Annotated in this window: 23 protein-coding genes, 2 tRNA genes and 2 other RNA genes; 13 read left to right on the top strand and 14 right to left on the bottom strand. The window is 51.7% G+C overall.

Features of this window, described 5'->3' with window-relative positions:
- Window positions 1-56 precede the first annotated feature (56 nt).
- On the bottom strand, window positions 57-674 hold the full coding sequence (gene tdk / locus M4I31_RS10550; protein WP_038641106.1) for a thymidine kinase: 618 nt from the start codon (window positions 672-674) through the stop codon (window positions 57-59).
- Window positions 675-1,304: 630 nt separating this feature from the next.
- On the opposite strand from tdk, the gene hns reads away from it, so the two are divergent.
- Window positions 1,305-1,718 carry a histone-like nucleoid-structuring protein H-NS gene (hns, locus tag M4I31_RS10545; protein ID WP_003020723.1) on the top strand — a complete coding sequence of 138 codons (414 nt, stop codon included), beginning with the start codon at window positions 1,305-1,307 and terminating at the stop codon, window positions 1,716-1,718.
- Between the two features lie 138 nt (window positions 1,719-1,856).
- Here the strand turns inward: hns and galU are convergent, their stop codons facing one another.
- The 3 genes from galU to rssA all read right to left on the bottom strand — a co-directional run bounded on the left by galU (window position 1,857) and on the right by rssA (window position 4,984).
- Window positions 1,857-2,765, bottom strand: a complete 909-nt coding sequence (galU, locus tag M4I31_RS10540; protein WP_038641107.1) for a UTP--glucose-1-phosphate uridylyltransferase GalU — start codon at window positions 2,763-2,765, stop codon at window positions 1,857-1,859.
- Between the two features lie 204 nt (window positions 2,766-2,969).
- Window positions 2,970-3,983, bottom strand: coding sequence for a two-component system response regulator RssB (gene rssB, locus M4I31_RS10535; RefSeq protein ID WP_038641109.1), 1,014 nt, complete (start codon window positions 3,981-3,983; stop codon window positions 2,970-2,972).
- Window positions 3,984-4,072: 89 nt separating this feature from the next.
- The gene (rssA, locus tag M4I31_RS10530) at window positions 4,073-4,984 is read right to left on the bottom strand and encodes a patatin-like phospholipase RssA (protein ID WP_069324649.1); all 912 of its coding nucleotides are present in this window, start codon (window positions 4,982-4,984) and stop codon (window positions 4,073-4,075) included.
- Between the two features lie 111 nt (window positions 4,985-5,095).
- On the opposite strand from rssA, the gene M4I31_RS10525 reads away from it, so the two are divergent.
- The 6 genes from M4I31_RS10525 (at window position 5,096) to M4I31_RS10500 (ending at window position 7,171) form a co-directional block, all read left to right on the top strand.
- Window positions 5,096-5,551 carry a YchJ family protein gene (locus M4I31_RS10525; protein WP_038641113.1) on the top strand — a complete coding sequence of 152 codons (456 nt, stop codon included), beginning with the start codon at window positions 5,096-5,098 and terminating at the stop codon, window positions 5,549-5,551.
- 55 nt (window positions 5,552-5,606) lie between these two features.
- Window positions 5,607-6,449, top strand: coding sequence for a formyltetrahydrofolate deformylase (gene purU / locus M4I31_RS10520; RefSeq protein WP_006684274.1), 843 nt, complete (start codon window positions 5,607-5,609; stop codon window positions 6,447-6,449).
- Between the two features lie 168 nt (window positions 6,450-6,617).
- Window positions 6,618-6,759, top strand: a non-coding RNA gene (locus M4I31_RS10515) — RtT sRNA.
- Between the two features lie 28 nt (window positions 6,760-6,787).
- Window positions 6,788-6,872 (top strand) — tRNA-Tyr (locus tag M4I31_RS10510).
- A gap of 37 nt (window positions 6,873-6,909) precedes the next feature.
- Window positions 6,910-6,994 (top strand) — tRNA-Tyr (locus M4I31_RS10505).
- Between the two features lie 45 nt (window positions 6,995-7,039).
- Window positions 7,040-7,171: non-coding RNA, RtT sRNA (locus tag M4I31_RS10500), on the top strand.
- Between the two features lie 196 nt (window positions 7,172-7,367).
- Here the strand turns inward: M4I31_RS10500 and narI are convergent.
- The 5 genes from narI to M4I31_RS10475 form a co-directional block, all read right to left on the bottom strand.
- Complete coding sequence (narI, locus tag M4I31_RS10495; RefSeq protein WP_038641116.1) at window positions 7,368-8,045, bottom strand: respiratory nitrate reductase subunit gamma; 678 nt, start codon at window positions 8,043-8,045, stop codon at window positions 7,368-7,370.
- Window positions 8,045-8,755 carry a nitrate reductase molybdenum cofactor assembly chaperone gene (gene narJ, locus M4I31_RS10490; protein WP_008784959.1) on the bottom strand — a complete coding sequence of 237 codons (711 nt, stop codon included), beginning with the start codon at window positions 8,753-8,755 and terminating at the stop codon, window positions 8,045-8,047. The genes narI and narJ overlap by 1 nt, the downstream gene beginning before the upstream one ends.
- Window positions 8,752-10,290 carry a nitrate reductase subunit beta gene (gene narH / locus M4I31_RS10485; protein ID WP_038641118.1) on the bottom strand — a complete coding sequence of 513 codons (1,539 nt, stop codon included), beginning with the start codon at window positions 10,288-10,290 and terminating at the stop codon, window positions 8,752-8,754. The genes narJ and narH overlap by 4 nt, the downstream gene beginning before the upstream one ends.
- The gene (locus tag M4I31_RS10480) at window positions 10,287-14,030 is read right to left on the bottom strand and encodes a nitrate reductase subunit alpha (RefSeq protein ID WP_085048090.1); all 3,744 of its coding nucleotides are present in this window, start codon (window positions 14,028-14,030) and stop codon (window positions 10,287-10,289) included. The genes narH and M4I31_RS10480 overlap by 4 nt, the downstream gene beginning before the upstream one ends.
- A gap of 515 nt (window positions 14,031-14,545) precedes the next feature.
- Window positions 14,546-15,937 (bottom strand): NarK family nitrate/nitrite MFS transporter, encoded by a 1,392-nt coding sequence (locus tag M4I31_RS10475; protein ID WP_085048089.1) that lies wholly within the window; start codon window positions 15,935-15,937, stop codon window positions 14,546-14,548.
- Window positions 15,938-16,276: 339 nt separating this feature from the next.
- Here M4I31_RS10475 and narX point away from each other — a divergent pair, with 339 nt between their 5' ends.
- Complete coding sequence (gene narX / locus M4I31_RS10470) at window positions 16,277-18,073, top strand: nitrate/nitrite two-component system sensor histidine kinase NarX (protein ID WP_085048088.1); 1,797 nt, start codon at window positions 16,277-16,279, stop codon at window positions 18,071-18,073.
- Window positions 18,066-18,716, top strand: coding sequence for a two-component system response regulator NarL (narL, locus tag M4I31_RS10465; RefSeq protein ID WP_038641125.1), 651 nt, complete (start codon window positions 18,066-18,068; stop codon window positions 18,714-18,716). The genes narX and narL overlap by 8 nt, the downstream gene beginning before the upstream one ends.
- Window positions 18,717-18,737: 21 nt before the next feature.
- Here narL and M4I31_RS10460 read toward each other — a convergent pair whose 3' ends face one another.
- Entirely contained in the window at window positions 18,738-20,123 is a 1,386-nt protein-coding gene (locus tag M4I31_RS10460; RefSeq protein ID WP_085048087.1) for a YchO/YchP family invasin, read from the bottom strand.
- A 208-nt stretch (window positions 20,124-20,331) separates the two neighbouring features.
- On the opposite strand from M4I31_RS10460, the gene M4I31_RS10455 reads away from it, so the two are divergent.
- On the top strand, window positions 20,332-20,685 hold the full coding sequence (locus tag M4I31_RS10455) for a DsrE/DsrF/TusD sulfur relay family protein (protein ID WP_085048086.1): 354 nt from the start codon (window positions 20,332-20,334) through the stop codon (window positions 20,683-20,685).
- Between the two features lie 261 nt (window positions 20,686-20,946).
- Entirely contained in the window at window positions 20,947-21,192 is a 246-nt protein-coding gene (locus M4I31_RS10450; RefSeq protein WP_038641131.1) for a DUF1883 domain-containing protein, read from the top strand.
- A gap of 54 nt (window positions 21,193-21,246) precedes the next feature.
- On the opposite strand, the gene M4I31_RS10445 is transcribed toward M4I31_RS10450, so the two are convergent.
- Both M4I31_RS10445 and chaB read right to left on the bottom strand, forming a co-directional pair.
- Window positions 21,247-21,942, bottom strand: a complete 696-nt coding sequence (locus M4I31_RS10445) for a gamma-glutamylcyclotransferase (RefSeq protein WP_038641133.1) — start codon at window positions 21,940-21,942, stop codon at window positions 21,247-21,249.
- 196 nt (window positions 21,943-22,138) lie between these two features.
- On the bottom strand, window positions 22,139-22,369 hold the full coding sequence (chaB, locus tag M4I31_RS10440; RefSeq protein ID WP_038641135.1) for a putative cation transport regulator ChaB: 231 nt from the start codon (window positions 22,367-22,369) through the stop codon (window positions 22,139-22,141).
- Window positions 22,370-22,643: 274 nt separating this feature from the next.
- Between chaB and chaA the strand changes: the two genes are divergently transcribed.
- On the top strand, window positions 22,644-23,744 hold the full coding sequence (chaA, locus tag M4I31_RS10435) for a sodium-potassium/proton antiporter ChaA (protein ID WP_038641137.1): 1,101 nt from the start codon (window positions 22,644-22,646) through the stop codon (window positions 23,742-23,744).
- A gap of 55 nt (window positions 23,745-23,799) precedes the next feature.
- Here the strand turns inward: chaA and M4I31_RS10430 are convergent, their stop codons facing one another.
- Entirely contained in the window at window positions 23,800-25,491 is a 1,692-nt protein-coding gene (locus tag M4I31_RS10430) for an amidohydrolase (RefSeq protein ID WP_085048085.1), read from the bottom strand.
- 28 nt (window positions 25,492-25,519) lie between these two features.
- On the bottom strand, window positions 25,520-26,110 hold the full coding sequence (locus M4I31_RS10425; RefSeq protein WP_038641141.1) for a TetR/AcrR family transcriptional regulator: 591 nt from the start codon (window positions 26,108-26,110) through the stop codon (window positions 25,520-25,522).
- A 72-nt stretch (window positions 26,111-26,182) separates the two neighbouring features.
- On the opposite strand from M4I31_RS10425, the gene bdcA reads away from it, so the two are divergent.
- A complete protein-coding gene (gene bdcA / locus M4I31_RS10420; protein ID WP_085048084.1) occupies window positions 26,183-26,896 on the top strand; it encodes an SDR family oxidoreductase in 714 nt (237 codons plus the stop codon).
- The last annotated feature ends 31 nt before the right edge of the window (window positions 26,897-26,927 follow it).

Here is a 26,927-nt window from a genome sequence, read left to right as displayed (position 1 = left end):
ACGCATGAATGGTTGTGGCCTACCCTGTGTTTATAAGCGCCCAGAAGCGCATAGGGTTAATCGTGGCTGTGTCGTTCTTGTATTGCCGTCAGAGAGCCTTCAGACTGCGCTTGCTTATAATGCTTACGGCATACCGACACATAGCGCTCGTTTCCGCCTATAACCACCTGCTCGCCTTCGTTAAAAGGTCTTCCGGCCTGATCAAGACGTAGCACCATGCTGGCCTTACGGCCACAGAAGCAAATAGTTTTTAATTCAACCAGCTTATCTGACCACGCAAGCAGGTATTCACTGCCGCAGAATAGCTCACCACGAAAATCGGTGCGTAAACCGTAACACAACACGGGAATATCCAGCCGATCGACAACTTCAGATAATTCATAAACCTGTTGTCGCGTCAGAAACTGAGACTCATCAACCAGTACACAGTGAATTCTTTGCTGCGCATTGTCGGCGCGAATCTCTTCGAACAATGATGAATTTTGGTTAAACAATTTTGCAGGTGACGATAGACCTATACGTGAACTTACTTTTCCAGTGCCAAAACGGTCATCAATTTCCGCTGTATATACTACAGCGCGCATTCCACGTTCCTGATAATTGTACGAAGATTGCAGCAATGCAGTCGACTTACCGGCATTCATTGCAGAATAGTAAAAATATAGCTGTGCCATTGACCGTAGGCCCTCATCTGGGGAAATAAATATGGGCGGGATTGTAGCATATTTCACGAACATGTCGGTGCAGCGTTGTCCCGAAAGACGTATAAAGAAGCGTACCGACTCGCTCAGCGCCGCCTTAATAACCAGAGAATGCAGGTGCTCTTTATGGCTGGGAGTATGATAGCGCGACGTCTTAACCCAAACAGGCTGGGGCTGAACCGTATATACACATTCTTTCACAAATAGTGCTCATGAAATTGATCGGCCTCGCTTATCAAGGGTCGACAATTAAGAAACCGTTCCCTTATTGTTATTGAATCGCCCCACCGCCGCCATGTAATAGCGAATTCACGTAAGAAAAACTAATACAAAAGGTTGAAATCACTGCAAAGTGATACTATTTGAACACGATAAAATGTGACCTGAATCTTGAATTTTTACTCTCAACCGTTGAGAAGCCCCCCCGCCAATAAGCCTTTTTTATGCCCAACATCACGGAGAATTTAAGACAGAGGAATTAATTCTGATACTAAATAAAGCGCAATTTTGAATTCCTTACATTCCTGGCTATTGCACAACTGAAATTATCGCTCTATTATTAGCTCAACAAACCACCCCCAATATAAGTTTGAGATTACTACAATGAGCGAAGCACTTAAAATTCTGAACAACATCCGTACTCTTCGTGCGCAGGCAAGAGAATGTACTCTGGAAACGCTTGAAGAAATGCTGGAAAAATTAGAAGTTGTAGTTAGCGAGCGTCGTGAAGAAGAAAGCGCTGCCGCTGCTGAAGTTGAAGAACGTACTCGTAAACTGCAACAATATCGTGAAATGCTGATTGCTGACGGTATTGATCCGAACGAGCTGCTGAATAGCATGGCTGCTGTTAAATCTGGCACCAAAGCTAAACGCGCTGCGCGTCCGGCTAAATATAGCTATGTTGACGAAAACGGTGAAACTAAAACCTGGACTGGCCAGGGTCGTACACCGGCTGTGATCAAAAAAGCGATGGAAGAACAAGGTAAACAACTGGACGATTTCCTGATCAAGGAATAATTCAGAAATGGTTTGCTTAAAATCCCGCCACTGGCGGGATTTTTTTTACCTGTACTTCGCATGGCCCCTACCCGGATTAGGTATAAAAAAAACGGCGCTGGATTAACAGCGCCGCTCTGACCTGATAATTACTGGCGGTTACTTCTTAATACCCATCTCTTCTTCCAGCCAGGCTTTAAATTCAGCGCCGAGGGTATTATGGCGAATACCATATTCAACGAACGCCTGCATATAGCCCAGCTTATTACCACAGTCATGGCTTTTGCCCTTCATGTGATAGGCTTCAACCGTTTCTTTTTCAATCAGCATATCGATAGCGTCAGTGAGCTGAATTTCGTCACCCGCTCCCGGAGGCGTTTTTGCCAGCAGAGGCCAGATATCCGCACTGAGAACATAGCGGCCCACGACTGCCAAATTAGATGGCGCAACATTCGCTTTCGGCTTTTCAACAACGCCAACCATCGGCACGCTTTCGCCCGGCGCTAATTCAACGCCTTTACAATCCACTACGCCATAAGCGGTAACATCTTCTACGGGCTCGACCATAATCTGGCTGCTGCCGGTTTCATCAAAACGATGAATCATTTCGGCGAGGTTTTCACGGGATAAATCTGATTCATATTCATCCAGAATTACGTCTGGCAGAATAACCGCAACCGGTTCATCGCCAACAACCGGGTGCGCGCACAATACAGCGTGACCCAGACCTTTAGCCAGCCCCTGACGTACCTGCATAATAGTGACATGCGGCGGACAAATAGATTGCACTTCTTCCAGCAGCTGACGTTTTACACGTTTTTCCAGCATAGCTTCTAACTCAAAGCTGGTATCGAAGTGGTTTTCAATGGAATTTTTAGACGAGTGAGTTACAAGTACAATTTCAGTGATACCCGCAGCAATACATTCGTTTACCACGTACTGAATTAATGGCTTATCAACCAACGGTAGCATCTCTTTCGGGATTGCCTTCGTAGCCGGTAACATCCTGGTTCCTAATCCCGCAACCGGGATAACGGCCTTTTTGACTTTTGAATTAATAGCAGCCATTTAAAACTCTCCTGGACTGTTCATGTATTGAACGTGTTCATCAATCTGTATCGCATCCAAGTATATCAGTACAGCGGTAAGCCTCTGGTCTGAAAAGGACGCACGTCGGTATAATTAAGACAAATACGAATAAATCTGGCGCTGATAGTAGCACTCGCAGCATGAGGGAGGTGAAGCAATTTCATTCCTCCCTCGCTCAATTGTTCATTCCGCAGACAACATCAGGCGCAGGCGACCACCCGCCCCCCAAATTTGGCACTGCCATGACTCACAGCGCTGGCTCAACTGATTAAGATAGGTATTGCCAAGCGTTCCCAACGGTACGCCATTGCTGATTTGTACCTGATGGGAACCGGTATTTAATGTCGCATTCAGTCCTGCTGATACCAGAATCAGGTTTTTTAACCCGCTGTGGTAATACCCTACCAGCAAGGGAAACTGGCCGGGTAAATTAGCCTGACGCAGCAAATGGTTCACCTGTTTCAATAATGCCCCTAACTCTGGCAGCCGCTGATTTTGTTGCGTCAGTTGCTCCTGCAGCAAACCGTTAAATAGGGCTCGCAGTAATAATGCGGCCAGCACGCCATTATCCCCTGCCCGCGTGACATCCAGACAATAAAAAGCAAGGTCGTGATCCGACAGCGGCGCAATATCCAGCACCAGTCCCGGTTGATCGGCGGCAACCAATTGCCGATAGTTTATGCGACATTGTGAAATCACTTGCGATACAGGAGGCTGTAGCTCCTGCAACAGCTTTGCTGCAGCGGCAGGATCGTCCACCATGGCATCCCAGTCGCGAAACAGCCGCTCTTCTTCTTCAACCCGCGAATTGAACATATTGGGATACAGGCACGCAAAAACCGTTTCTCGCAGACGATTAAGATCCTTCACCGGTTTCAGAAGAACGTCGTCCACACCGAGTCGCAGCGCTTTGGCTATATCAGACATGTTTTCCGTCGCTGAAATCACCAGTATTGGCGTTTGATCGCCCCGATTGCGTAAATACTCAACCAGTTTAAGACCGTTCATTCGTGGCATTGCCAGGTCGCAGATCATCAAGTCAGGCGTAAAATGGCCAAGTAAATCCAGTGCTTCAAGCCCATCGCCGGCCACCGCCGTTGTCGCTCCCAAAGAGGAAAACCATGAGTCCATGAGTGAGCGGAATACCGGCTCATCCTCAACGATAAGAATCTGTTTTCCGACCAATGGCTGCGTCATATTCTCCCCCCTGACTGGCTTTAATAAATAGTGGCATGCTATTGCTACTCACGCCTGTCAGATTTAACTTAAGTATTGATAAAAAATGCCTAGACGTTGGTCTTCACCAGAGGTAGAAGCTCATCCATTTTCTTCTCAACCGCCAACTGCCCGGCAGCAATTGCTGCACTGGCGCGGTGGAAATCCAGCGTGGATATTTGCGGACAAAACGGCTGAATCAGGATATCAGGCGGGTCGCCAGCCATACGGTTACGTTTCAGACGATTTTCCAGAACCTGAATAGAGGTTGTCATGATCTCCATCGCCGTCGGCGCGGTCACTGTCCGCCTCGCCGTAATGTTGCTCAGACGCTCTTTCAGACGGCCATGCCATGAGAGTTCGTCAGCGCCATCGCCTGATTCAGCATCGCTACTGACGTTGAAGGAGAGTAAATCTTGCTGCATAAGGTGCGCATCGTGTTGCAGGTCGACCGCAATAACGATATCGGCGCCCAGCGCACGCGTCAGGGAAACGGGGACGGGATTCACCACCGCGCCATCGACCAACCAGTAGCCATTATGCGCTACAGGGGACATCAGACCAGGAATACTGCAGGATGCCCGGACAGCCAGGTGCAAATCACCTTCGGTGAACCAGAGTTCCCGACCCGTACTTAAATTGGTTGCAACAGTTGCGAAACGGCGTGTGCATTGTTCAATCGCTTCTACCGGCATGACATTACGGTACTGGTTGAACACCCGTTCTCCGCGCAGTAGTCCTCCCCTGCGCCAGGAGAGATCCATCAGGCGTAAGACGTCCCAATAACTGAATGAACAAACCCACTGTTCGAGTGCAGGCAACTTATTGCAGGCGTAGGCAGCGCCAACCAGCGAACCAATGGAGCACCCTGCCACAATATCAACATCAATCCCCATATGCTTAAGGGCTTTAATCACGCCGATATGCGACCAGCCGCGCGCCGCGCCGGAACCTAGCGCCAGCCCAATTTTAATTTTTCTCATTGTACGTACAAACTTCCCCTGGCTTGCAGACGTAGCAACATCGCTACCGCTCAGTTAACATAGTGCCACCCTGGCGTTTTTACGCCGTTTTTTTATTCCAGGGAGTACTTTGTGTCTCAGCTTTGTCCCTGTGGTAGCGCTGTCGAGTATAGCCTATGTTGCTACCGTTATGTGTCCGGCGCGCAAGTAGCACCTACGCCGTCACACCTCATGCGTTCTCGTTACTGCGCTTTTGTGATGAAAGACGCAGATTACCTTATCAAGACCTGGCATCCGGACTGCCATGCCGCTGCGTTTCGTGACGACATTATCGCAGGATTTACGCATACCGAATGGCTGGGGCTGACCGTTTTTGAGCAACACACGGCAGATTCAGAAAATATTGGCTACGTCAGTTTTGTCGCGCGGTTTTCTGAACAGGGAAAAACTGGCGCAATTATCGAACGCTCTCGTTTTTTAAAAGAAAACGGTCAGTGGTACTATATAGACGGTACACGCCCTCAAATTGGACGAAACGACACCTGCCCTTGTGGCTCGGGTAAAAAATTTAAGAAGTGCTGCGGCTAATCAACGCCCGACAGTATCAATTTTGCAAACATTCTCAATAGGATCACCGCTGCAAATGCATTCATTACAACGAAAAGTGCTGCGTACTATTTGCCCGGACCAAAAAGGTCTGATCGCGCGCATTACAAATATCTGTTACAAGCATGAACTGAATATCGTGCAGAATAATGAGTTCGTGGACCACCGTACCGGGCGCTTTTTTATGCGTACCGAGCTGGAGGGCATTTTTAATGATGTCACGCTGCTTGCCGATCTTGATAGCGCCTTACCAGATGGTTCCATCCGTGAATTAACGCCGGCAGGACGCCGCCGTATCGTTATTTTAGTGACCAAGGAAGCGCATTGTCTGGGCGATCTGTTAATGAAGGCCAATTATGGCGGGCTGGATGTTGAAATCGCTGCGGTGATCGGTAACCACGAGACGCTGCGTCCTTTGGTTGAGCGCTTTGATATTCCGTTTGAACTGGTCAGTCACGAAGGTTTAACCCGTGACGAACACGACCAGAAAATGGCCGATGCTATCGACGCGCACCAACCTGATTATGTCGTGCTGGCAAAATACATGCGCGTACTGACGCCGACCTTTGTTTCACGCTTCCCGAATAAGATTATCAATATTCACCATTCATTCCTGCCGGCATTTATTGGCGCTCGCCCATACCACCAGGCTTACGAGCGCGGGGTGAAGATCATTGGCGCAACGGCCCACTATGTGAATGATAACCTCGATGAAGGCCCTATCATTATGCAGGACGTAATTCATGTTGATCACACCTACACCGCAGAAGACATGATGCGTGCCGGCCGTGACGTTGAAAAAAATGTATTAAGTCGCGCGCTGTATCAGGTTCTGGCTCAACGCGTATTTGTTTATGGTAACCGAACGATCATTCTGTAATCGATTGATAATTTAATTGGTTACCTTTACATCTTTACGCGTAAAAATCAGGCAACCAGTTCTTTTTTATCAACGGAATACTTTACAGGGGCGCATCATCTGTTATGATGCGCCCCGCTTCCAACAGAAGCAGGCCAGTAATAAGCATTACCCCGTGGTGGGGTTCCCGAGCGATCATAAGGGAGCTGACTGCAAATCTGCCGTCATCGACTTCAAGGTTCGACTCGAGCGATAGTGAGAGAACGTTGCCGCAGGCAACGGCCCGAAGGGTGAGGAGCTTTAGCTCCGAATAATCCTTCCCGCTATAGAATGCAAGCAGCATAATGAATTTACCCTGTGGTGGGGTTCCCGAGCGGCCAAAGGGAGCAGACTGTAAATCTGCCGTCATCGACTTCGAAGGTTCGAATCCTTCCCCCACCACCATTCATTCTTGTAAGTTCTCAAAAATAAGTATACCCCTGGTGGGGTTCCCGAGCGGCCAAAGGGAGCAGACTGTAAATCTGCCGTCATCGACTTCGAAGGTTCGAATCCTTCCCCCACCACCATCATTTCCCTGTCGCACTTCAGCAAAATCAAACCTTATTGCACTATATTCTGCCCATGCGGGAAGGATGAGAAGCTTCGATTAAGGTTCGGTTCGAGCGTCAGCGAGAAAGCGTTGCCGCAGGCAACGACCCGAAGGGCGAAACGCACAGCGCGGAGTCATCCTTCCCCCACCACCATCTTTTCATAAAGCATCGACACCCAATCCAACTGCAATGCCCTATCGTGCCCGCAATAGGCCTGATGCGCTGCGCTTATCAGGCCTACAGAGAGCTGACGTCTGCGTAGGCCGGATAAGGCGGTTACGCCGTCATCCGGCAAACAGGCATAAAAAAACCCCGCCGGAGCAGGGTTTTGTCTTACACTGATAACCGATTAGTGACGCGCGCGTACAATCTGGTATTTGCGGGTCAGATACTCGACCGGAACGCTCCAGATGTGCACCAGACGCGAGAACGGGAACAGCAGGAACAGCGTCATACCCAACACCAAGTGCATGCGGAAGATAAACGCCACGCCATCCAGATATTCAGACGCGCCGCCGTGGAAGGTCACCACCGTTTGCGCCCAGTTCACCAGTTTCATCATCTCGCTACCGTCCATATGCTGAGCGGAGAACGGAATAGTCAGCAGGCCAAGAGCACACTGGATAACCAGAATGGACAGCACCAGAATATCCGCACCAGTGGTGGTGGCCCGCACGCGTGGGCTGAACAGACGACGTTTCAGCAGCAGCACGCCGCCGACCAGACACATCACGCCTGAGGCGCCGCCCGCAAACATAGCCATCTTTTGTTTCACTTCCAGCGGTAGCCACGCTTCGTACATCCAGTGCGGCGTCAACATGCCCAGAAAGTGCCCGGCAAAAATGCCCAGGATCCCGATATGAAACAGGTTTGACGCCAGGTTCATCCCTTTGCGATCCAGCATCTGACTGGACGCCGCGCGCCAGGTATATTGTCCATAGTCATAACGCAGCCAACTGCCGATCAGAAAGACAGAACCCGCGATGTACGGATAGATGTCAAAGAAGAACGTATTCAGGAAGTGCATTATTGCTGTCCTCCGGTGGTGATATTCAGATACTGCGGCGCAACGGCCCCGGCAAAACGACGCTGGTGAGCGGAGATTTCCGACTCGCCACACCCCTGATCGGCGAAGAATTTCACCTGCTCTTCTTCCCAGACCGCATCAAGCGCTTGCGGTGTATCATCACGCGCTTCATCCGCAATTTTTTCAGCCACTTTGTCGCTGTCGATAACGGTATTTGCCAGTTTTAGCAGCAGATCAAACAGCACCGCATAACGGCTTTCACGCTGTTGCAAGCGAGCGCTGAGCAAAGCCAGAATCGGCGCGATATCCTGTAAACCACCTAACGCTTCGCTTTTCGGCAACTGCGCAAGGTATTCCAGATACAGCGGCAGATGATCGGGAAGTTCACGGCTGTCGAGCTGCAAACCGTGCTGTTCATACTGTGCCATCAGGTCAACCATCGCCTGACCGCGATCGCGGGACTCCCCGTGGACATGTTCAAACAGCAGCAGCGATGTGGCGCGGCCCCGGTCAAACAGTTCGCTGTAAGCGGCCTGTACATCCAGCATGTCCTGCGCGGTTAAATCGCGCAGGAAAACGCCCAGGGTCTGGGCATCCTCTTTATCCAGGTTCTCAGATGACGCGAGTGCATCGAAAAGCTCCTGCTGATGCTGCCATAAGGCAGCATCCGGGTACTCGAGCAGACGCGAAACAATGACGAGTTCAATCATTGGTGCGGCTCCGTTTTGCTGGTCACATCAACAGCGTCGATGCGGCGGCTGTTGAACAGATTGAATTTGGTATCAGAACCGTGGCAACCATCGCCGAAGGTAAAGCCACAACCGCTTTTCTCCGGGAATGCCTCACGCGCCAGTTCACGATGGCTGCTTGGCACCACGAAACGATCTTCGTAATTAGCAATCGCCAGGTAACGATACATTTCCTGTGCCTGCGCTTCGCTTAATCCCACCTCTTCCAGCGCACGGGTATCAACTTTTCCGTCAACAGTTTCCGCACGTTTGTAGTGACGCATTGCCAGCATACGTTTCAGCGCCAACAGTACCGGCTGAGTGTCGCCAGCGGTCAACAGGTTCGCCAGGTACTGAACCGGGATACGCAGACTGTCTACATCCGGCAGAATGCCGTTGCTGCCAAGCTCGCCCGCATCGGCGGCAGATTGAATCGGTGACAAAGGCGGCACGTACCAGACCATCGGCAGCGTGCGGTATTCCGGATGCAGCGGCAGCGCCAGCTTCCAGTCCATCGCCATTTTGTAAACCGGAGACTGTTGTGCAGCATCGATGACGCTCAGTGGAATACCATCTTTTAGCGCCTGTTCAATGACAGCCGGATCGTTCGGATCGAGGAACACGTCCAGTTGACGCTGGTACAAATCTTTTTCGTGCTCAGTGCTGGCCGCGCTTTCGATCGCATCTGCGTCATACAGCAGTACGCCGAGATAACGGATACGGCCAACACAGGTTTCGGAGCAAACGGTCGGTTGACCCGCTTCGATACGCGGGTAGCAGAAAATGCACTTCTCGGACTTCCCGCTCTTCCAGTTGAAGTAAATCTTCTTGTACGGGCAGCCGGTGATGCACATACGCCAGCCGCGGCACTTGTCCTGGTCGATCAGCACGATGCCATCTTCTTCACGCTTGTAGATAGCACCACTCGGGCAGGTCGCCACACACGCCGGGTTAAGGCAGTGCTCGCACAGGCGCGGCAGGTACATCATGAAGGTGTTTTCGAACTGGCCGTACATCGCCTTCTGCATGTTTTCGAAGTTCTGGTCCTTGGCGCGTTTTTCGAATTCGCCGCCCAGAATTTCTTCCCAGTTCGGACCGCTGGTGATTTTGTCCATCCGCTGACCGGTAATCAACGAGCGCGGACGGGCAATCGGCTGCGCTTTGCTGCCTTCCGGCGCGGTGTGCAGATTCTGATAGTCGAAATCAAACGGCTCGTAGTAGTCATCCATACCCGGTAGATGCGGGTTAGCAAAGATTTTACCCAGCAGCAGCGCACGGTTACCCATGCGCGGTTGCAGTTTACCGTTGATTTTACGGATCCAGCCGCCCTTCCATTTTTCCTGATTTTCCCAGTCATTGGGGAAACCGACGCCAGGCTTACTTTCCACGTTATTGAACCAGGCGTACTCCATACCTTCACGGCTGGTCCAGACGTTTTTACAGGTCACTGAACAGGTGTGGCAGCCGATGCACTTATCAAGATTCAGCACCATGCCGACTTGTGAACGAATTTTCATTTTACGCTCTCCTGTACCTGGTCATTGCCTTCGCCATCCAACCAGTTAATGTTCTTCATCTTACGTACAACGACGAACTCATCGCGGTTTGAACCGACGGTGCCGTAGTAGTTAAAGCCGTAGGCCAACTGTGCATAGCCGCCGATCATATGGGTCGGTTTCGGCGTAATACGGGTCACCGAGTTGTGGATCCCGCCACGCTGCTGGGTGATTTCTGAACCCGGCAGGTTAACGATACGTTCCTGCGCGTGGTACATCATGGTCATCCCGGCCGGCACACGCTGGCTGACAACAGCGCGGGCAGTTAATGCACCGTTGCTGTTGAAGACCTCGATCCAGTCGTTATCTTCGATACCCAGGTCTTTCGCATCCGTTTCACTCATCCAGACGATCGGACCACCGCGTGACAATGTCAGCATCAGCAGGTTGTCGCTGTAGGTGGAGTGGATACCCCATTTCTGGTGCGGCGTCAGGAAGTTGAGCGCTTTTTCCGGGTTACCGTTAGACTTCTCGCCGATCACCGCTTTCACTGAACGGGTATCGATTGGCGGACGGTAAACCAGCAGGCTTTCACCGAAATCACGCATCCACTGGTGATCCTGATACAACTGCTGGCGACCAGACAGCGTACGCCATGGGATCAGCTCATGAACGTTGGTATAACCGGCGTTATAAGACACATGTTCATCTTCCAGGCCTGACCATGTCGGGCTGGAGATAATTTTGCGCGGCTGCGCCTGTATATCGCGGAAACGAATTTTTTCGTCTTCTTTATTTAGCGCCAGATGCGTATGGTCACGACCGGTAAATTCACTCAGCGCAGCCCAGGCTTTAACGGCTACCTGACCGTTAGTTTCCGGCGCCAGGGTGAGGATCATCTCGGCGGCATCAATGGCGGTATTAAGCCAGGGCTGGCCTTTCGCCGGGCCTTCAGCCTTGGTGTAGTTGAGCTTACGCAGCAGATCCATTTCGCTCTGGGTATTCCAAGCAATCCCTTTCCCGCCGTTACCGATTTTTTCCATCAGCGGGCCGATGGAGGTAAAGCGTTCATAGGTTGCCGGATAATCACGCTCTACGGTCATGATGTGCGGCGCGGTAACGCCAGGAATCAGGTCGCACTCACCTTTTTTCCAGTCCTTCACGTCCAGCGGCTGCGCCAGCTCAGCGGCGGAGTCGTGCTGAATCGGCAGCGTAACAACGTCGGTTTCTTTACCGAGGTGGCCCACGCACACTTCAGAGAATTTCTTCGCGATGGCTTTATAGATTTCCCAGTCGCTCTTCGATTCCCAGGCCGGGTCAACGGCGGCAGACAACGGATGAATAAACGGATGCATATCCGAGGTATTCATGTCGTCTTTTTCATACCAGGTTGCGGTCGGCAGCACGATATCGGAATACAGACAGGTACTCGACAGACGGAAGTCCAGCGTCACCACCAGATCCAGCTTGCCGTCCAGTCCGTTGCCCTGCCATTCCACTTCTTCTGGCTTCACGCCGCTCTGCTGGCCGAGATCTTTCCCCTGAATACCGTGTTCAGTACCCAGCAGGTACTTCAGCATGTACTCGTGGCCCTTACCGGAAGATCCGAGCAGGTTGGAACGCCAGATAAACAGGTTACGCGGATGGTTTTTGCCGTTTTCCGGCTGTTCCGCCGCAAAGCGAAGAGAACCGTCTTTCAGGGCGTTAACGGTGTAATCCACCGGCGTCATGCCGGCTTTCTGCGCTTCTTCAGCGATACGCAGCGGGTTAGTCCCTAACTGCGGTGCAGACGGTAACCACCCCATTCGTTCAGCGCGAACGTTGAAGTCAATCAAATGACCGCTATAACGGGATTTGTCTGCCATCGGGGACAGCAATTCCTGTGCGGTAACCGTCTCATAGCGCCATTGGCTGGAGTGGTTATAGAAGTAAGAGGTGCTGTTCATATGACGAGGCGGACGCTGCCAGTCCAGCGCAAACGCCAGCGGCTGCCAGCCGGTTTGCGGGCGCAGTTTTTCCTGCCCGACATAGTGGGCCCAACCACCGCCGCTCTGGCCGATACAGCCGCAGAACACCAGCATATTGATCAGGCCGCGATAGTTCATATCGAGGTGGTACCAGTGGTTCAGACCTGCACCGACGATAATCATCGAACGACCGTGCGTTTTATCGGCGTTATCCGCAAATTCGCGGGCGATGCGCACGATTTGAGCGCGCGATACACCGGTAATTTTCTCTGCCCATGCCGGCGTATACGCTTTCAGGTCATCGTAGCTGGTTGCACAGTTTTCATCGTTCAGACCGCGTTCCAGACCGTAGTTGGCCATGGTCAGATCGTAAACGGTCGTCACCAGCGCGGTAGAACCGTCGGCCAGTTGCAGACGTTTAACCGGCAATTTGTGCAGCAGAATGTTTTCCAGTTCAACTTTATTGAAGTGTTCGGTACCTTCGCCGCCAAAATAGGGGAAGCCGACTTCAGCGATGTCATCCTGGCTACCGAGCAGACTGAGTTGCAGTTCGGTTTCATCGCCCGATGTACCGTCGCGCTGCTCGAGGTTCCATTTACCCTTTTCGCCCCAACGGAAACCAATTGAACCGTTTGGCGCAACCATTTCACCGTTGCTGTTGATAGCGACGGTTTTCCATTCCGGGTTATTTTCCTGGCCCAGAGAGTCAACCAGATCCGCTGCACGCAGCATACGACCAGCAGCATAATAGCCGTCGCGCTCTTCGAGCATCACCAGCATTGGCATGTCAGTATAACGACGAACGTAGTCGGTGAAGTACTGGCTCGGGTTATCGAGGTGGAACTCGCGCAACATGACGTGACCCATCGCCATTGCCATCGCCGCATCGGTCCCCTGCTTCGGCGCCAGCCACAGGTCGCACAGTTTGGCGATTTCCGCGTAGTCCGGCGTAATCGCTACCGTTTTGGTGCCTTTATAGCGAACTTCAGTAAAGAAGTGCGCATCCGGAGTACGGGTCTGCGGGACGTTAGAACCCCATGCAAGAATGTAGCTGGAGTTGTACCAGTCAGCGGATTCAGGGACGTCGGTCTGTTCGCCCCAGGTTTGCGGAGAAGCCGGCGGCAGGTCGCAGTACCAGTCATAGAAGCTCAGGCAGGTACCGCCAATCAGCGACATATAGCGTGCGCCGGATGCGTAAGAAACCATCGACATCGCCGGGATCGGCGAGAAGCCTGCGACGCGGTCAGGACCATAGGTTTTGATGGTGTACACGTTAGAAGCGGCAATCAGTTCATTGACTTCCTGCCAGGAGGAGCGAACGAAGCCGCCACGACCACGCGCTTGTTTGAAGCTTTTTGCTTTGTCGGCGTCTTCGATAATGGATGCCCAGGCATCTACCGGATCGCTGTGCAGTTTTTTGGCTTCACGCCACATCTTCATCAGACGTTTGCGCATCAGCGGGTATTTCAGACGGTTAGCGCTGTAGAGATACCAGGAATAGCTCGCACCACGCGGGCAGCCGCGAGGCTCGTGGTTTGGCATATCTGGACGGGTGCGTGGGTAGTCAGTTTGCTGGGTTTCCCAGGTCACCAGACCATTTTTCACATAGATTTTCCAGCTGCATGAACCGGTGCAGTTTACGCCGTGGGTTGAACGCACGACTTTGTCATGCTGCCAACGCTGGCGATATCCGTCCTCCCAGTCCCTGTTGGTATTGAGAAGCTGGCCGTGCCCATCGGCAAAGGTTTCGCCCTTCTGCTTGAAGTAGCGAAACCGGTCCAGGAATTTACTCATCGGTTTTCTCCTGTAGGAGCCTGACGGCTCTCTGATAAATCGACATTGCTTATTTGCCAGCGAAGGTAACGCTCTGAAAGGGCGTGAGAATTGATAACGATCAAGGCAGACAGGGATGAAAAATGAGGGGTGTTTTTCACATACCCCCTAAGTGGGATATCACTGAATTAATTAAAGCATTGAATTTAAATAACTTTTTAAAATCCACTTATCATGTAAATGTTAAATTCTTTATAAGTGGGTATTAAGGGGTATCCCCCCTGCCAGGCATATTGCGAGCACCGTTCTCACAGGATGTTGTCATGTCACAACACAAGAGTATGTTGTAACTAATAGCAGGCAAAAAAAAGCGCGGTCTAACGCCGCGCAATGGATAATCAACCTACACTTCATCCTTCAAACTGCCTCTGCGTTGGCTGCGCTCGTTCTCCCCAGTCACTTACTACAGTAAGCTCCTGGGGATTTCTCACTTGCCGCCTTGACGCAATTCGAATGATTTTGTGTATACCACTTTTTTACTTTTTAGAATGACGTCCGTACACCGCCCAAGTGATAACCACGCAGGCGACATAGAAGATCACAAAGACTTTCATCGCATCAACAGGTGAGCCCGTTAACGCCAGGGAAGTACCAAATGCTTTGGGGATAAAGAAGCCGCCAATCGCGCCAATGGCAGAGATAAAACCGAGCGCAGCCGCAGTGTCGGTTGCCGCTTCACGCATCGCCTTCTCTTCTGACCCGCCTTCCGCTATCACTCTGTCCATCGTCAGCTTGCGGAAGATAACGGAGATCATCTGGAAGGTTGAACCACTGCCCAGACCGGCCGTCAGGAACAGTGCCAGGAACACCGCGAAGAAAGCGGTAAAGTTGCCCCCTACGCCATTGGTTGGCAGCGTCAGGAACAGCAAGGCACTGAAGAGAGCCATCAGCACGAAGTTCACCAGCGTCACGCGAGTTCCGCCCAGGCGGTCAGAAATTGCACCGCCAGCTGAGCGCGCCAGCGCGCCAATCAGCGGGCCAAAGAAGGCGTAATGCAGGATCTGTACCTCAGGAAACTGCGTTTTTGACAGCATCGCGAAACCGGCTGAGAAGCCGATAAATGACCCGAAGGTTGCCAGATACAACAGGCTCATGATCCACAGGTGCCCGCGCTTTAGCACCGGCAATTGCGCTTTCAGAGACGCTTTTGAGGTTGCCAGTTCGTTCATACCAAACCATGCAGCCAGCGTCAGCACAGCGAGGAACGGAACCCAAATCCATGCGGCGTTTGCCAGATACAACTGCGTGCCATCCGGTTGCTCAACGCCCTGGCTACCAAATGCAGCGAAGATTGACAGTGAGACCACCAGCGGAGCAACCAACTGCATTACGCTGACCCCCATGTTGCCCAGACCACCGTTCAGACCCAGCGCACCGCCCTGCTTTTGTTTTGGAAAGAAGAAGCTGATATTCGCCATGCTTGATGCAAAGTTCGCACCAGCAAAACCGCACAGTAAGGAGATAATAATAAAGGTACTAAATGGCGTGGTGGTATCCTGCACCGCAAAACCTAACCATACGCATGGGACGATCAGGATACCGGTGCTGAATGCCGTCCAGCGGCGTCCACCAAACAGGGGAACCATAAAGGAGTACGGCACACGCAGCAGCGCGCCGGAAACCGACGGCAACGCCGTCAACATGAACAATTGCTCCGTGGTGAAATTAAAGCCGACTTTCGGTAAGTTCACCGCCACGGCGCTAAATAACATCCACACGCAAAACGCCAGCAGCAAGCAAGGGACGGAAATCCACAGGTTACGGCTGGCGATTCGTTGACCACGCTGTTGCCAGAAGACAGGATCTTCCGGCCGCCATTCTGTAATTACAGCTCCAGATGCCCTTTCCGGGGCAGATGAGTGACTCATAGACACCTCTGATACTTGTTTCGATGCCTGCAACCTTAGGGTTTACAGCTGGAGGTAAGTTGATATAAATCAAAGGAAAAGGTGTCATTATTCATGCCTAAAATTTATCATCACCCTAAATGAGTACATTACTTCGGTAAAAAAGATGTGGTTTTTCACGCTTCTGTCGTCTTCTACTCCCCCCGACCCATGACCTCCCCCTTGACTGGCAATTAAGAGGTAGCCCGTTTGAGGTATGGGTATACTCCAGTGTATCGCCGAGAATAACGCCACTGCCTGCAGCAGAACCGTTATTCAAAAGGGTTTCTGTTCTACGAAGACCCGAAGGAACAAGTCACCATGTTTAAACGTTGTCTCTCCCCGCTTACGCTGGTCAACCAGGTGGCGCTGATTGTTTTATTGTCTACTGCCATCGGCGTGGCAGGCATGGCTGTCTCCGGTTGGCTGGTTCAGGGCGTTCAGGGTAGCGCCCATGCAATTAACAAAGCCGGCTCGCTGCGTATGCAGAGTTATCGTCTGCTGGCGGCGGTACCCCTGGAAGCCGACGATCAACCGCTACTGGATGAAATGGAGAAAACGGCGTTTAGTCCAGAGTTAACGCGGGCCGCACAGCGCGATGGACAACAGGCGCAGTTAAAAGCATTACAGGATTACTGGCACACTGAGCTGGCGCCAGGGCTTGCCCACGCGCAAACGCCTGATGCGGTAGCGCAAGATGTAACGCGCTTTGTTGTTGGATTGGATAAGCTGGTTACCGCCTTCGACCATACCACCGAATTACGCATTGAACGCGTCGTCCTGCTACATCGCCTGATGGCGGCATTTATGGCCTTACTGCTGGTCTTCACCATTATCTGGCTACGCGTACGTCTGCTGGAACCATGGAAACAGCTATTGGCGATGGCGCGAGCCGTCAGCCAACGTGATTTTACCCAACGTGCGCATATCAGCGGGCGTAATGAGATGGCGGCTCTGGGCTCGGCGCTGAATAATATGTCGGAAGAGCTGGCTGAAAGTTATGCGGTACTGGAACAGCGGGTGCAAGAGAAAACGGCCGGACTGGAGCATAAAAATCAGATCCTCTCTTTTCTGTGGCAAGCCAACCGCCGCCTGCATTCTCAGGTGCCGTTGTGCGAACGCCTCTCTCCGGTGCTGAACGGCCTGCAGAATTTGACCCTGCTACATGATATTGAGCTGCGGGTTTATGATCTGGAGGATGAAGATAATCATCAGGAATTTACCTGTCAGTCCAATGTCAGTTGCGATGAGAAAGGATGTCATCTGTGCCCACGCGGTACGTTGCCCGCGATAGACGGTGGTATCACGCTGAAATGGCGGCTGACCGACGCACATACCCAGTATGGTATCCTGCTCGCTACGTTGCCGAACGGACGCCATCTCAGCCACGATCAGCAACAACTGGTCGATACCCTGGTTGAGCAACTGACCGCGACGCTGGCGCTCGACAGACATCAGGAGCGCCAGCAGCAGTTGATCGTGATGGAAGAGCGTGCCACCATTGCGCGCGAACTCCATGATTCTATTGCACAATCGCTTTCATGTATGAAGATGCAGGTTAGCTGTTTGCAGATGCAGGGCGATGCGCTGCCCGAGAATAGCCGCGAACTGCTTAGCCAGATTCGTAATGAACTGAACGCCTCGTGGGCGCAACTGCGTGAGCTGTTAACGACCTTCCGTTTACAGCTCACTGAACCCGGATTGCGACCCGCGCTGGAAGCCAGTTGTCAGGAATACAGCGCCCGCTTTGGTTTTACGGTTAAGCTGGACTATCAGTTGCCGCCACGCCTGGTCCCTTCGCATCAGGCGATTCACTTATTACAAATTGCTCGTGAAGCCCTGAGCAACGCCCTGAAGCACTCCCATGCTGATGAAGTCGTCGTGACGGTGGTGCAAAATGGCAAACAGATCAAACTCACAGTACAAGATAACGGCTGCGGCGTACCGAAAAACGCCGAACGCAGTAACCACTACGGCATGATAATAATGCGCGACCGTGCGCAGAGCTTGCGCGGCGATTGCCGAGTACGCCGTCGTGAGACAGGCGGTACTGAAGTTACTGTCACTTTTATTCCCGAAACAAACTTCACAGAAGTCCAAGGAGATACCCATGAGTAATCTGGAACCGGCAACCATCCTGTTGATCGACGATCATCCGATGCTGCGAACCGGTGTAAAACAGCTTGTCAGCATGGCGCAGGATATCACCGTTGTCGGTGAAGCCAGCAATGGCGAACAGGGTATCGAGCTGGCTGAATCTCTTGATCCCGATCTGATCCTGCTTGATCTCAACATGCCCGGCATGAACGGTCTGGAAACCCTCGACAAGCTGCGTGAAAAGTCCCTGTCTGGCCGCATCGTGGTGTTTAGCGTGTCCAATCATGAAGAAGATGTCGTTACCGCACTGAAACGCGGCGCGGATGGTTACCTGCTGAAAGATATGGAGCCGGAAGATTTACTGAAAGCATTACAACAGGCCGCCGCCGGTGAAATGGTACTGAGCGAAGCCTTAACGCCGGTTCTGGCCGCCAGCCTGCGCGCCAACCGCGCAACGTCCGACCGTGATGTCACCCAGTTGACGCCGCGCGAGCGCGATATTCTCAAGCTTATCGCCCAGGGCCTGCCCAACAAGATGATTGCCCGCCGTCTTGACATCACCGAAAGCACGGTTAAAGTTCATGTGAAGCATATGCTGAAGAAAATGAAGCTCAAATCACGCGTAGAAGCCGCGGTTTGGGTGCATCAGGAACGCATTTTCTGATAACGAAGTCGTGCATCATGGTTAACGAGGATCATTTGCCGAAACGCTGATAAACGGTTCGGTCAGTGATAGCGTGATCTCATTGGAAGAGACACGCTGGCCCAGTTCATCTTCTACCACTACCGACAGCCGCCAGCGGTTTGTCGCCCCTTCTCTACTGTCCCACTTCGGCATAATAATCGTCCAGCCCTGTGCGCTGCGGGTACTGCTGCCAGCGGTTAAGCTCAGCGCCTGAGTATCGCCCTGCCATGCAAGGTGGCGAATCCCATGCAGGCTGCGCACTTGTACCTTCAGCGCCACCGTTTCTCCCGGCTTGAGATCCCAGGGCGGCGTGGCCAAAAATACCGACAGGGTTTTATGCTGCCGATACTCCAGCGTCGGCAAACTATTCCGCTGCGGATCGTCATAACGACTGCCGCGCAGCGAGCGGCTGTTTGCCACTTCGCTGACCATCAGCTGTTTTTTTAACGGAACGCCGAAACGATAATTCAGCGTTAATCCGAGGTTATTCTGACTGACGCCATTTTCACCCTGCTTATGCTGCGCAGTCATCGTAATCAGCGGCACCGGCGTATAGCTCAGCCCGAGGTTCACCGCTACCGGATTGTGATACCCGGTTCCTGAATGAAACAGATCCACCCGGTCGCCAAAATACTGTTCAACGCTGACGCTGGTATTGAGATGTTGATAGAACGGCATCCGCATTTGCGCGGTAAGGTCGTAGCCGCGGGCCATCCGTTGTTCCTGTGTGGTGGAACGATTCTGCCAGGAGGAAAACGGCTGGTAGTAGTTAGCGGATAAACGTAAATACTCGCCCCACGCTTCTGCACCTAAGCCGCCCCGGGGCAGATTTTCATCCAACAGATTGTCATAAAACGTGTTGTAACCCAGTAGCCATCCGTCATGTACCCAGCGCTGCCCAATTCCCGCATTGCTGACTAAGCCCTCATCCTGTTGCGTTAAGCCTAACTGGCTCCAGGTAAGATAGCGCTGATTGTCCTGCCACGGAATAAACCAACTTCCCCGGCTGCCGGTAAAGCTGCCCTCTTTATCAACCTGCAACCCGACGCTGGCATTTCCCCAGGGAGAGAGCCAGGATTCCAGTTGTTGATTCACCTGTTCGCTGACCGTGTCACGTACCTGACCAAACGCGAACTGCTTCGCCTGCTCGCCGGTATCAAGGCCGTTATCGGTCATACTGGCTTCACCGAATGCTTTCACCATTTCGGCGAAATGCTTTTCGCCTGCCCGCGATTCCGGCGCCATACCGAGCTCGGGCAAGCCATCGCTATTGTTATCGAATGGGTTTTCAGCCTGGTGAATAAAAGAGGATTGTGCGCTGGCAGTACCCCCTGCCAGTGGCAAGAGTGCAAATACGGCGAGAGGGAAATAAATAATACGGCTCAAATCGTTAGTTATTTCTTACATCAATTAATCAGGCACACTTAACCTAAACCATAACGTCTTCAGCAATTAATTGCAGCCTTTATCCCCGTTTTCGGGATTTTCTGACCCGAATAATCAGGGGTAGCCACATGCTTTCTTTTCGATATCTGGTACAGGGAGTACCATACACGCCAGGAATTATCCCTCCCATCCGACAACAGGAGTCAAAATGCAAAAGATAGTGATCGTCGCGAACGGTGCGGCCTATGGAAGCGAATCGTTATTTAACAGCCTGCGTCTGGCCATCGCCTTGCGTGAACAAGAAGCCTGTCTCGATCTGCGTCTGTTTTTAATGTCGGATGCGGTTACGGCGGGATTACGCGGTCAGAAACCGGCGGAAGGATACAATATTCAGCAAATGCTGGAGATCCTGACAGCGCAAAACGTTCCGGTAAAACTGTGCAAAACCTGCACTGATGGCCGTGGGATCACCGACCTGCCTTTAATTGATGGCGTCGCCGTGGGCACGATGCCAGAACTGGCGCAATGGACGCTGGATGCAGATAAAGTATTGACCTTCTGACAGCGCCTTACAGGCACGCGCACTGAAAGTGCCGGAAATTTCCGGATTTTATCTTAGATGGGCGCGGTTTCGTTGAACGTTAGCACGCCCTTTCAACCGTCTTGAGGAATTTTGTCACTTTTGTTTAATCGTTATGCCATTTTTTGATCAAAATCAGCATTCTGTTGCTCCCCCTTTGGTGTTATGCAATGAGTGAAATGTGAACAACATCACGCAGCACTTTCGACAGAAAGTACGTTGTTTTCAAGAACGGGGTGAAAAATGGCATTAGTGAAGGCGAGTTTAAAGTTATTTGGTGGCGATACGGTGGTTGTGCGCTGTTCCGAGCGCTGTCACATCCATCTGATGAGCGAGAAAAATCACGTCAAAGACACGCAGTCCGACATCTTAAGCGTGCAGGACCGTGATAACGCATGGTTGACCGTACCTTATACCGGCGTCTGGAACGTGCTGATCGACAGCCACAGTCAGTCGCTTGAGCATTCGATAAGTTTTATTGCAGCGTAATCGTGAAATGCCCGATAAGCACCTGGCTGTCGGGCACACAACACTCCGCCGACGCTATGCAAAACCTGGTCGTATAATCCCTTCCGGCAGGTTCTCTCCCAACAATCGTTTGACCGTAATCACCAGATCGTTAAGACAATCATCCTGCATTCCCAGCTTCACCAGTTCTTGTTCCAGCGAGAACAGATACTGGGCATTAGTGCCTAAAGGTCCGCTGGCCGCAGCGATAAGCGGCGCTATCACCTGCGCGCGTGTATCCGACTCAAACAGCGGATGGCGCGGATCCATAATAAAGACCAGCGCGTTTACCGTCCGTCCGTCATCCAGCGCCAACTGACACCAGGTCGGCAGGTAGCAACCGGTGATCATTTCACGCTTCCACAGCAGAGAAAGCTCTTGCTCCAGCGATGCGTCTGGTAAGCGATAAGCCACACCGGTAGTGCGTCCACCCTCTTTCAGGGCCAGCATCCGTCCCGGCTGACAGGCCGTTCCTCGCCCCGCCGTCAGACGCAGGCAAAATGCACGGTGCCAACCGACCAATGTTCCGGTACAGGACTCTTCAAATTCTAAGGCCGGGTTCCACATCAACGATCCATAACCGAAGATCCACACCGGTCCATCATCTGGTCGGCAAGCAAGCGTGGCGGCCAGTGAGGCTGCCCGTTGTTCCGCTGACCAGAGTAGTGATTCTTCAATAGCGCCAAACGCCGTCTTACAGTCGGCATTCAATAAAAAATCACGCGTTAACACCTTACACCTCCGCCACTGCAGCTTCCCTGCGACAACTTTTTTGACGCCTTCCGGGCATTTTTACTGCTCATTTTGAAACCAATAGCTGGACAATAGGCAATTCATCGCTCGCTTGCAAGCCAGTAACGGCGCGGCGTAGCACGATTCGCTAACGGATGACTCAGGCTAGTTTATAAAGGCATTATAATTGATACCGTTACGTCTTTTTATGCCATTTATCATCATCACCTTTTTGATAATCATTTTTCACCGCCGCCCACGCCACCTTGTGCGCTGTCTCTTCGCGAGTGGCATCATCGCGACGGTCAGATTTATCTTTATACTGTTCCCAGGCGCTGTTAAAGGCTTCTTTATAGATGTCCTGAGCATGGGATGGCAGAACATGCTGTACGCTGTCAGGCAGATCGCTTTTAGATTTATAGGGCATTGTGAACTCCTCTTTTTGGGCTAAACCTTAAGTGTGGTTAACAATGCTGCGATGCGCCAATAATGAACATTTTTAAATTACTTCTTCATCTAACTTTCTGTTAATTAAATACTCTATAAACAAGACATTTGTTTTTGGCCACTTAGAGATGGAAAATAAGCGATGCGGTAAAATTTCGTAAAATGTCACCTACAAAACCGCTTTTTCTGTTATTTTTTACATTCTTTAATACTTTTATAATTATAAATACCTGCAGAGATGGAGAATTAACTTAATGACACAACTACATGAGGCGGTAAAAACCCGCCACAAGGAGACCTCTCTCGTCTTCCCGATTTTGGCACTGGTAGTACTGTTCTTATGGGGGAGCAGTCAGTCACTACCAGTGGTCATCGGTATTAATGCGCTGGCCCTTGTTGGTATATTAAGCAGCGCATTCAGCGTTGTCCGTCATGCGGACGTATTAGCACATCGACTTGGCGAACCCTACGGCTCGCTGATTCTCAGTCTGTCAGTTGTTATTCTTGAAGTCAGTTTAATTTCCGCATTAATGGCGACCGGCGATGCCGCGCCTACGCTAATGCGCGACACGCTGTATTCGATCATTATGATCGTCACCGGCGGTTTAGTCGGTTTTTCATTACTGCTGGGCGGCCGCAAATTTGCCACTCAGTATATGAACCTGTTTGGTATTAAGCAGTATTTAATCGCCCTGTTTCCACTGGCCATTATTGTGCTGGTGTTTCCAATGGCGTTACCGGGAGCCAATTTTACTACTGCGCAGGCGCTACTGGTGGCGCTCATTTCTGCGGCAATGTACGGCGTCTTCTTGTTGATTCAAACAAAAACGCACCAGAGCCTGTTCATTTACGAGCATGAAGATGAGGGTGACGACGACGATCCGCATCACGGTAAGCCGTCAGCGCACAGCAATATATGGCACGCCGCCTGGCTCATCATTCACCTGATCGCTGTTATCGCCGTCACCAAGATGAACGCCAGTCCACTGGAAACCTTGCTGACTGAACTCAATGCGCCCGTGGCATTTACCGGTTTCCTGGTGGCGCTGTTGATCCTCTCGCCTGAAGGGCTGGGGGCGCTGAAAGCGGTGCTGAACAATCAGGTACAGCGGGCGATGAATTTGTTCTTCGGTTCAGTATTAGCCACTATTTCACTCACCGTACCGGTAGTGACGCTGATAGCGTGGGCAACAGGAAATGATTTGGTGTTTGCTTTGGGCGCGCCAGAGATGATTGTCATGGTCTCGTCGCTGGTACTGTGCCACATCTCTTTCTCCACCGGACGAACCAATGTGCTTAACGGCGCCGCGCATCTGGCGCTATTTGTCGCCTATCTGATGACGATATTTGCCTGATAACTAGTTTGGCGGGATCCACGGCCCTTTGCAGGGCCGTTTTCTTTTAGCGCGTTTATTGCTCCGGATAAACCTGTTGGCCATCGACAAACGTTAATAACGATTCCGTTTGATGCAGCTTGTCTGGCGCAATAGCCATAATATCTTGATTCAGCACCGCAAAATCGGCGAGCTTACCTGCTTGCAAACTTCCTCTTTGCTGCTCAGCAAAAGCCAGCCAGGCGGCATTTCGGGTATACATTTTTAACGCATCTTCCCGACTTAACTGGCGGGTGTCATGGCGTACTGAGCCGTCGAGCGCTTTACCTGTGACATGATATTCAATGGCATGCCACACTCCCGCAACGCCAATCCGCGTCGCATCTGTACCGCCGGCAACGATTACCCCCTGCTCTAACGCGGGTTGCACTGGCGATGATAGCGCCGCCACCGTTTTACCATTTGCGCGTTCAATGGCGGGAGATTCAAAATATGGCCCCATCTGGACAGAGTAGGCTAAACCGAGTTTCTTCATGCGGGCAATCGTTTCGGGCGTACCGGTATTAAGATGCGCAATAGACCAGCGCAACGGCGCAATATCATGCGATTTAGCCACCTCGCTAATGACATCTAAAATCGCATCCGCACTGTCATCGGTATAAGCATGTATTTCAACGGCAACACCTTCTTTGGCGGCAAGCTGAAGCACCTTTAATTGTTCTTGTTGGGACTCTGCTGGGGATGTGAACCCAGATGACATCCGCACGCCATCATTCATTGCCATCACCAGGCTTTCACCGAAGCCCAGAAAGGCTATTCTGCCGTCATCATGCATTGCCGGGCGAAACGCCAGGCGTTGTTTAAACCATTCCGTTTCATTACCAGGCGGTGCGGATAAACGATATCCAACGCGTATCCTGAGAGGTTGCTGCTGCTGAAGTTTAAAGAAATCACGATAAGCTTGCTCATGCCCGGCAGAAGGATCGATAAACCCGACCACGCCGCGTTTATTTAAATAACGTACAAAGGCGTTAAGGTTCTTTTCCACATCGCCAGTCTGGCTAATCTGGGCGAAAAGCTGGTTAAAACTGCCAATGGTCCCGCGCAATTTCCCCGTTGCCAGCCCTTTATCATCGCGTTCTATCACGATCCCTGCCGGAACATCCGGCTGTGGACTATTAAGTTTTAGGGTCTCGATAGCCTTTTGATTTAACAGCGCATAGTCATAAAGGCTTTGTATATATGCAGGATGATGAGGCAGCGCCTGATTCAGTTCCTGAACCGTCGGATCCCGCTTTTCAGCAAATTGTTCCGGTATCCATGAACCCGCCACCGCTACCCATTGCTCAGCGTCTTTCTTTGCCGCAGATTGCGACAGTTTATTTAACGCATCGGGTAAATTTTTAGTATCAAACCAGTAGGTTTCAAATAAAAATGTCCTTCCCCCCCGAATGCCATGCAGATGCGCATCAATTAACCCCGGAATAACAGTTTGCCCCGTAAGATTAATTTCCTTCGTGTTCGGTCCGGACCATTTTTTCACCGTTTCATTATTACCCACCGCAATAATATGCCGCCCTTTTACCGCCAGCGCCTGCGCATTGGGTTGTTGTTCATCCATGGTAATCAACTTGCCGTTATACAAAATAACGTCGGCCTTGTCCTGAGAATGCGCCAGAAATGAAATTCCTATCAGAATTGCGGCCAACGCTACGTTGCGCATAGCCGGAGGGGGAGTATTAAAGCAAAGTCCCAGTTTACCCATCATATTTATCTACCTTTTCATGTGATGAAAATCAGGAAAGCTGATGCAACACCGCCTGGCTGGCGATGTGTGCGCTGGATAGCAAACGTTCGAGCGTATGCCCACAACGGGCTTTTCCCGACAGACCAAGCATCGTGGTACTGATGTAATCGGTCAGGCTATCAGCCACTTCGGGATGGCGCTGTGCAATAAAGTCATGAATTTTATGTTCTGCAACCGAGTAGAAAGCCCGGGCCACCTGCCGTGCCTGCGGATCGTTGCTATGCGTGCCCTCCAGAACCAAACAACCAGGCGCATGCGGATCAGCGGCATAGCGTCGCGCCGCCTCTTCAAGCAACGCAGCAAGGCTTTCGGCAACCGGTCTGTCAGAACGCAAAATGTCATCAAACGGGATCGCATCAGTTTGTACATAGCGACCAAGCACGCGTTCATAAAGACCGATTTTGTTCCCAAAAGCGGCATAAAAACTGGGGGGCTTGATGTTCAGGGCCTGCGTAACATCCGCTACGCTCACAGCGTCGTATCCATGCGCGTGAAATAAGGGCTGTACTTTGGCAACAGCCAGTTCCGGATCAAAATTACGTGGTCGGCCTGGGGCGCGCGAACATTTTGTAGTGCTCATTACAAATCCATTGACAGAAAACCATGCACCCATTATATATCGATCACTACATAATTGTTCAAGGAGTATCTCATGTCCCCATTTAACGGCAAATCAGTTCTGGTTCTTGGCGGCAGTCGGGGGATTGGCGCGGCTATTGTGCGCCGTTTCGCCGCAGATGGCGCAGCGGTTACCTTTACCTATTCAGGCTCCGCAGACGCTGCAAAAGCGCTTGCGGATGAAACAGGTTCCCACATGACGCAAACCGATAGCGCCGATCGCGATGCCGTCATTAACCGGGTACGGGAAAGCGGCCCGCTGGATGTGTTAGTGGTGAATGCAGGAATTGTGCTGTTCGGCGACCCGCTGGAGCAGGATCCCGATGACGTTGAGCGCCTGTTCCGCATTAATATCCACGCGCCCTGGTACGCGGCAGTAGAGGCGGCACGACAAATGCCTGACGGCGGGCGGATTATCATTATTGGTTCAGTGAACGGCGATCGTATGCCAATTGCCGGTATGGCTTCCTACGCGTTAAGCAAGTCTGCTCTGCAAGGCCTGGCAAGAGGGCTGGCCCGTGATTTCGGCGCGCGTGGCATTACAGTCAACGTAGTGCAACCGGGTCCCATTGATACTGACGCTAATCCAGCAGAAGGTCCATTGAAAGAGCTGATGCACAGCTTTATGGCACTAAAACGCCACGGTCGACCAGAAGAAGTGGCCGGAATGGTTGCCTGGCTGGCTGGTCCGGAGGCCGGGTTTGTGACGGGAGCTATGCATACAATTGATGGGGCGTTTGGCGCCTGACAGTAATAACAGGCCGGAGACAAGTGCCCCG

It is taken from the genome of Citrobacter sp. XT1-2-2 (genome assembly GCF_023516235.1).
In the GTDB taxonomy this organism is placed as follows: domain Bacteria; phylum Pseudomonadota; class Gammaproteobacteria; order Enterobacterales; family Enterobacteriaceae; genus Citrobacter; species Citrobacter werkmanii.
Note: the sequence above shows the minus strand (reverse complement) of the source record. Positions and strands in the feature narration are given on the sequence as shown.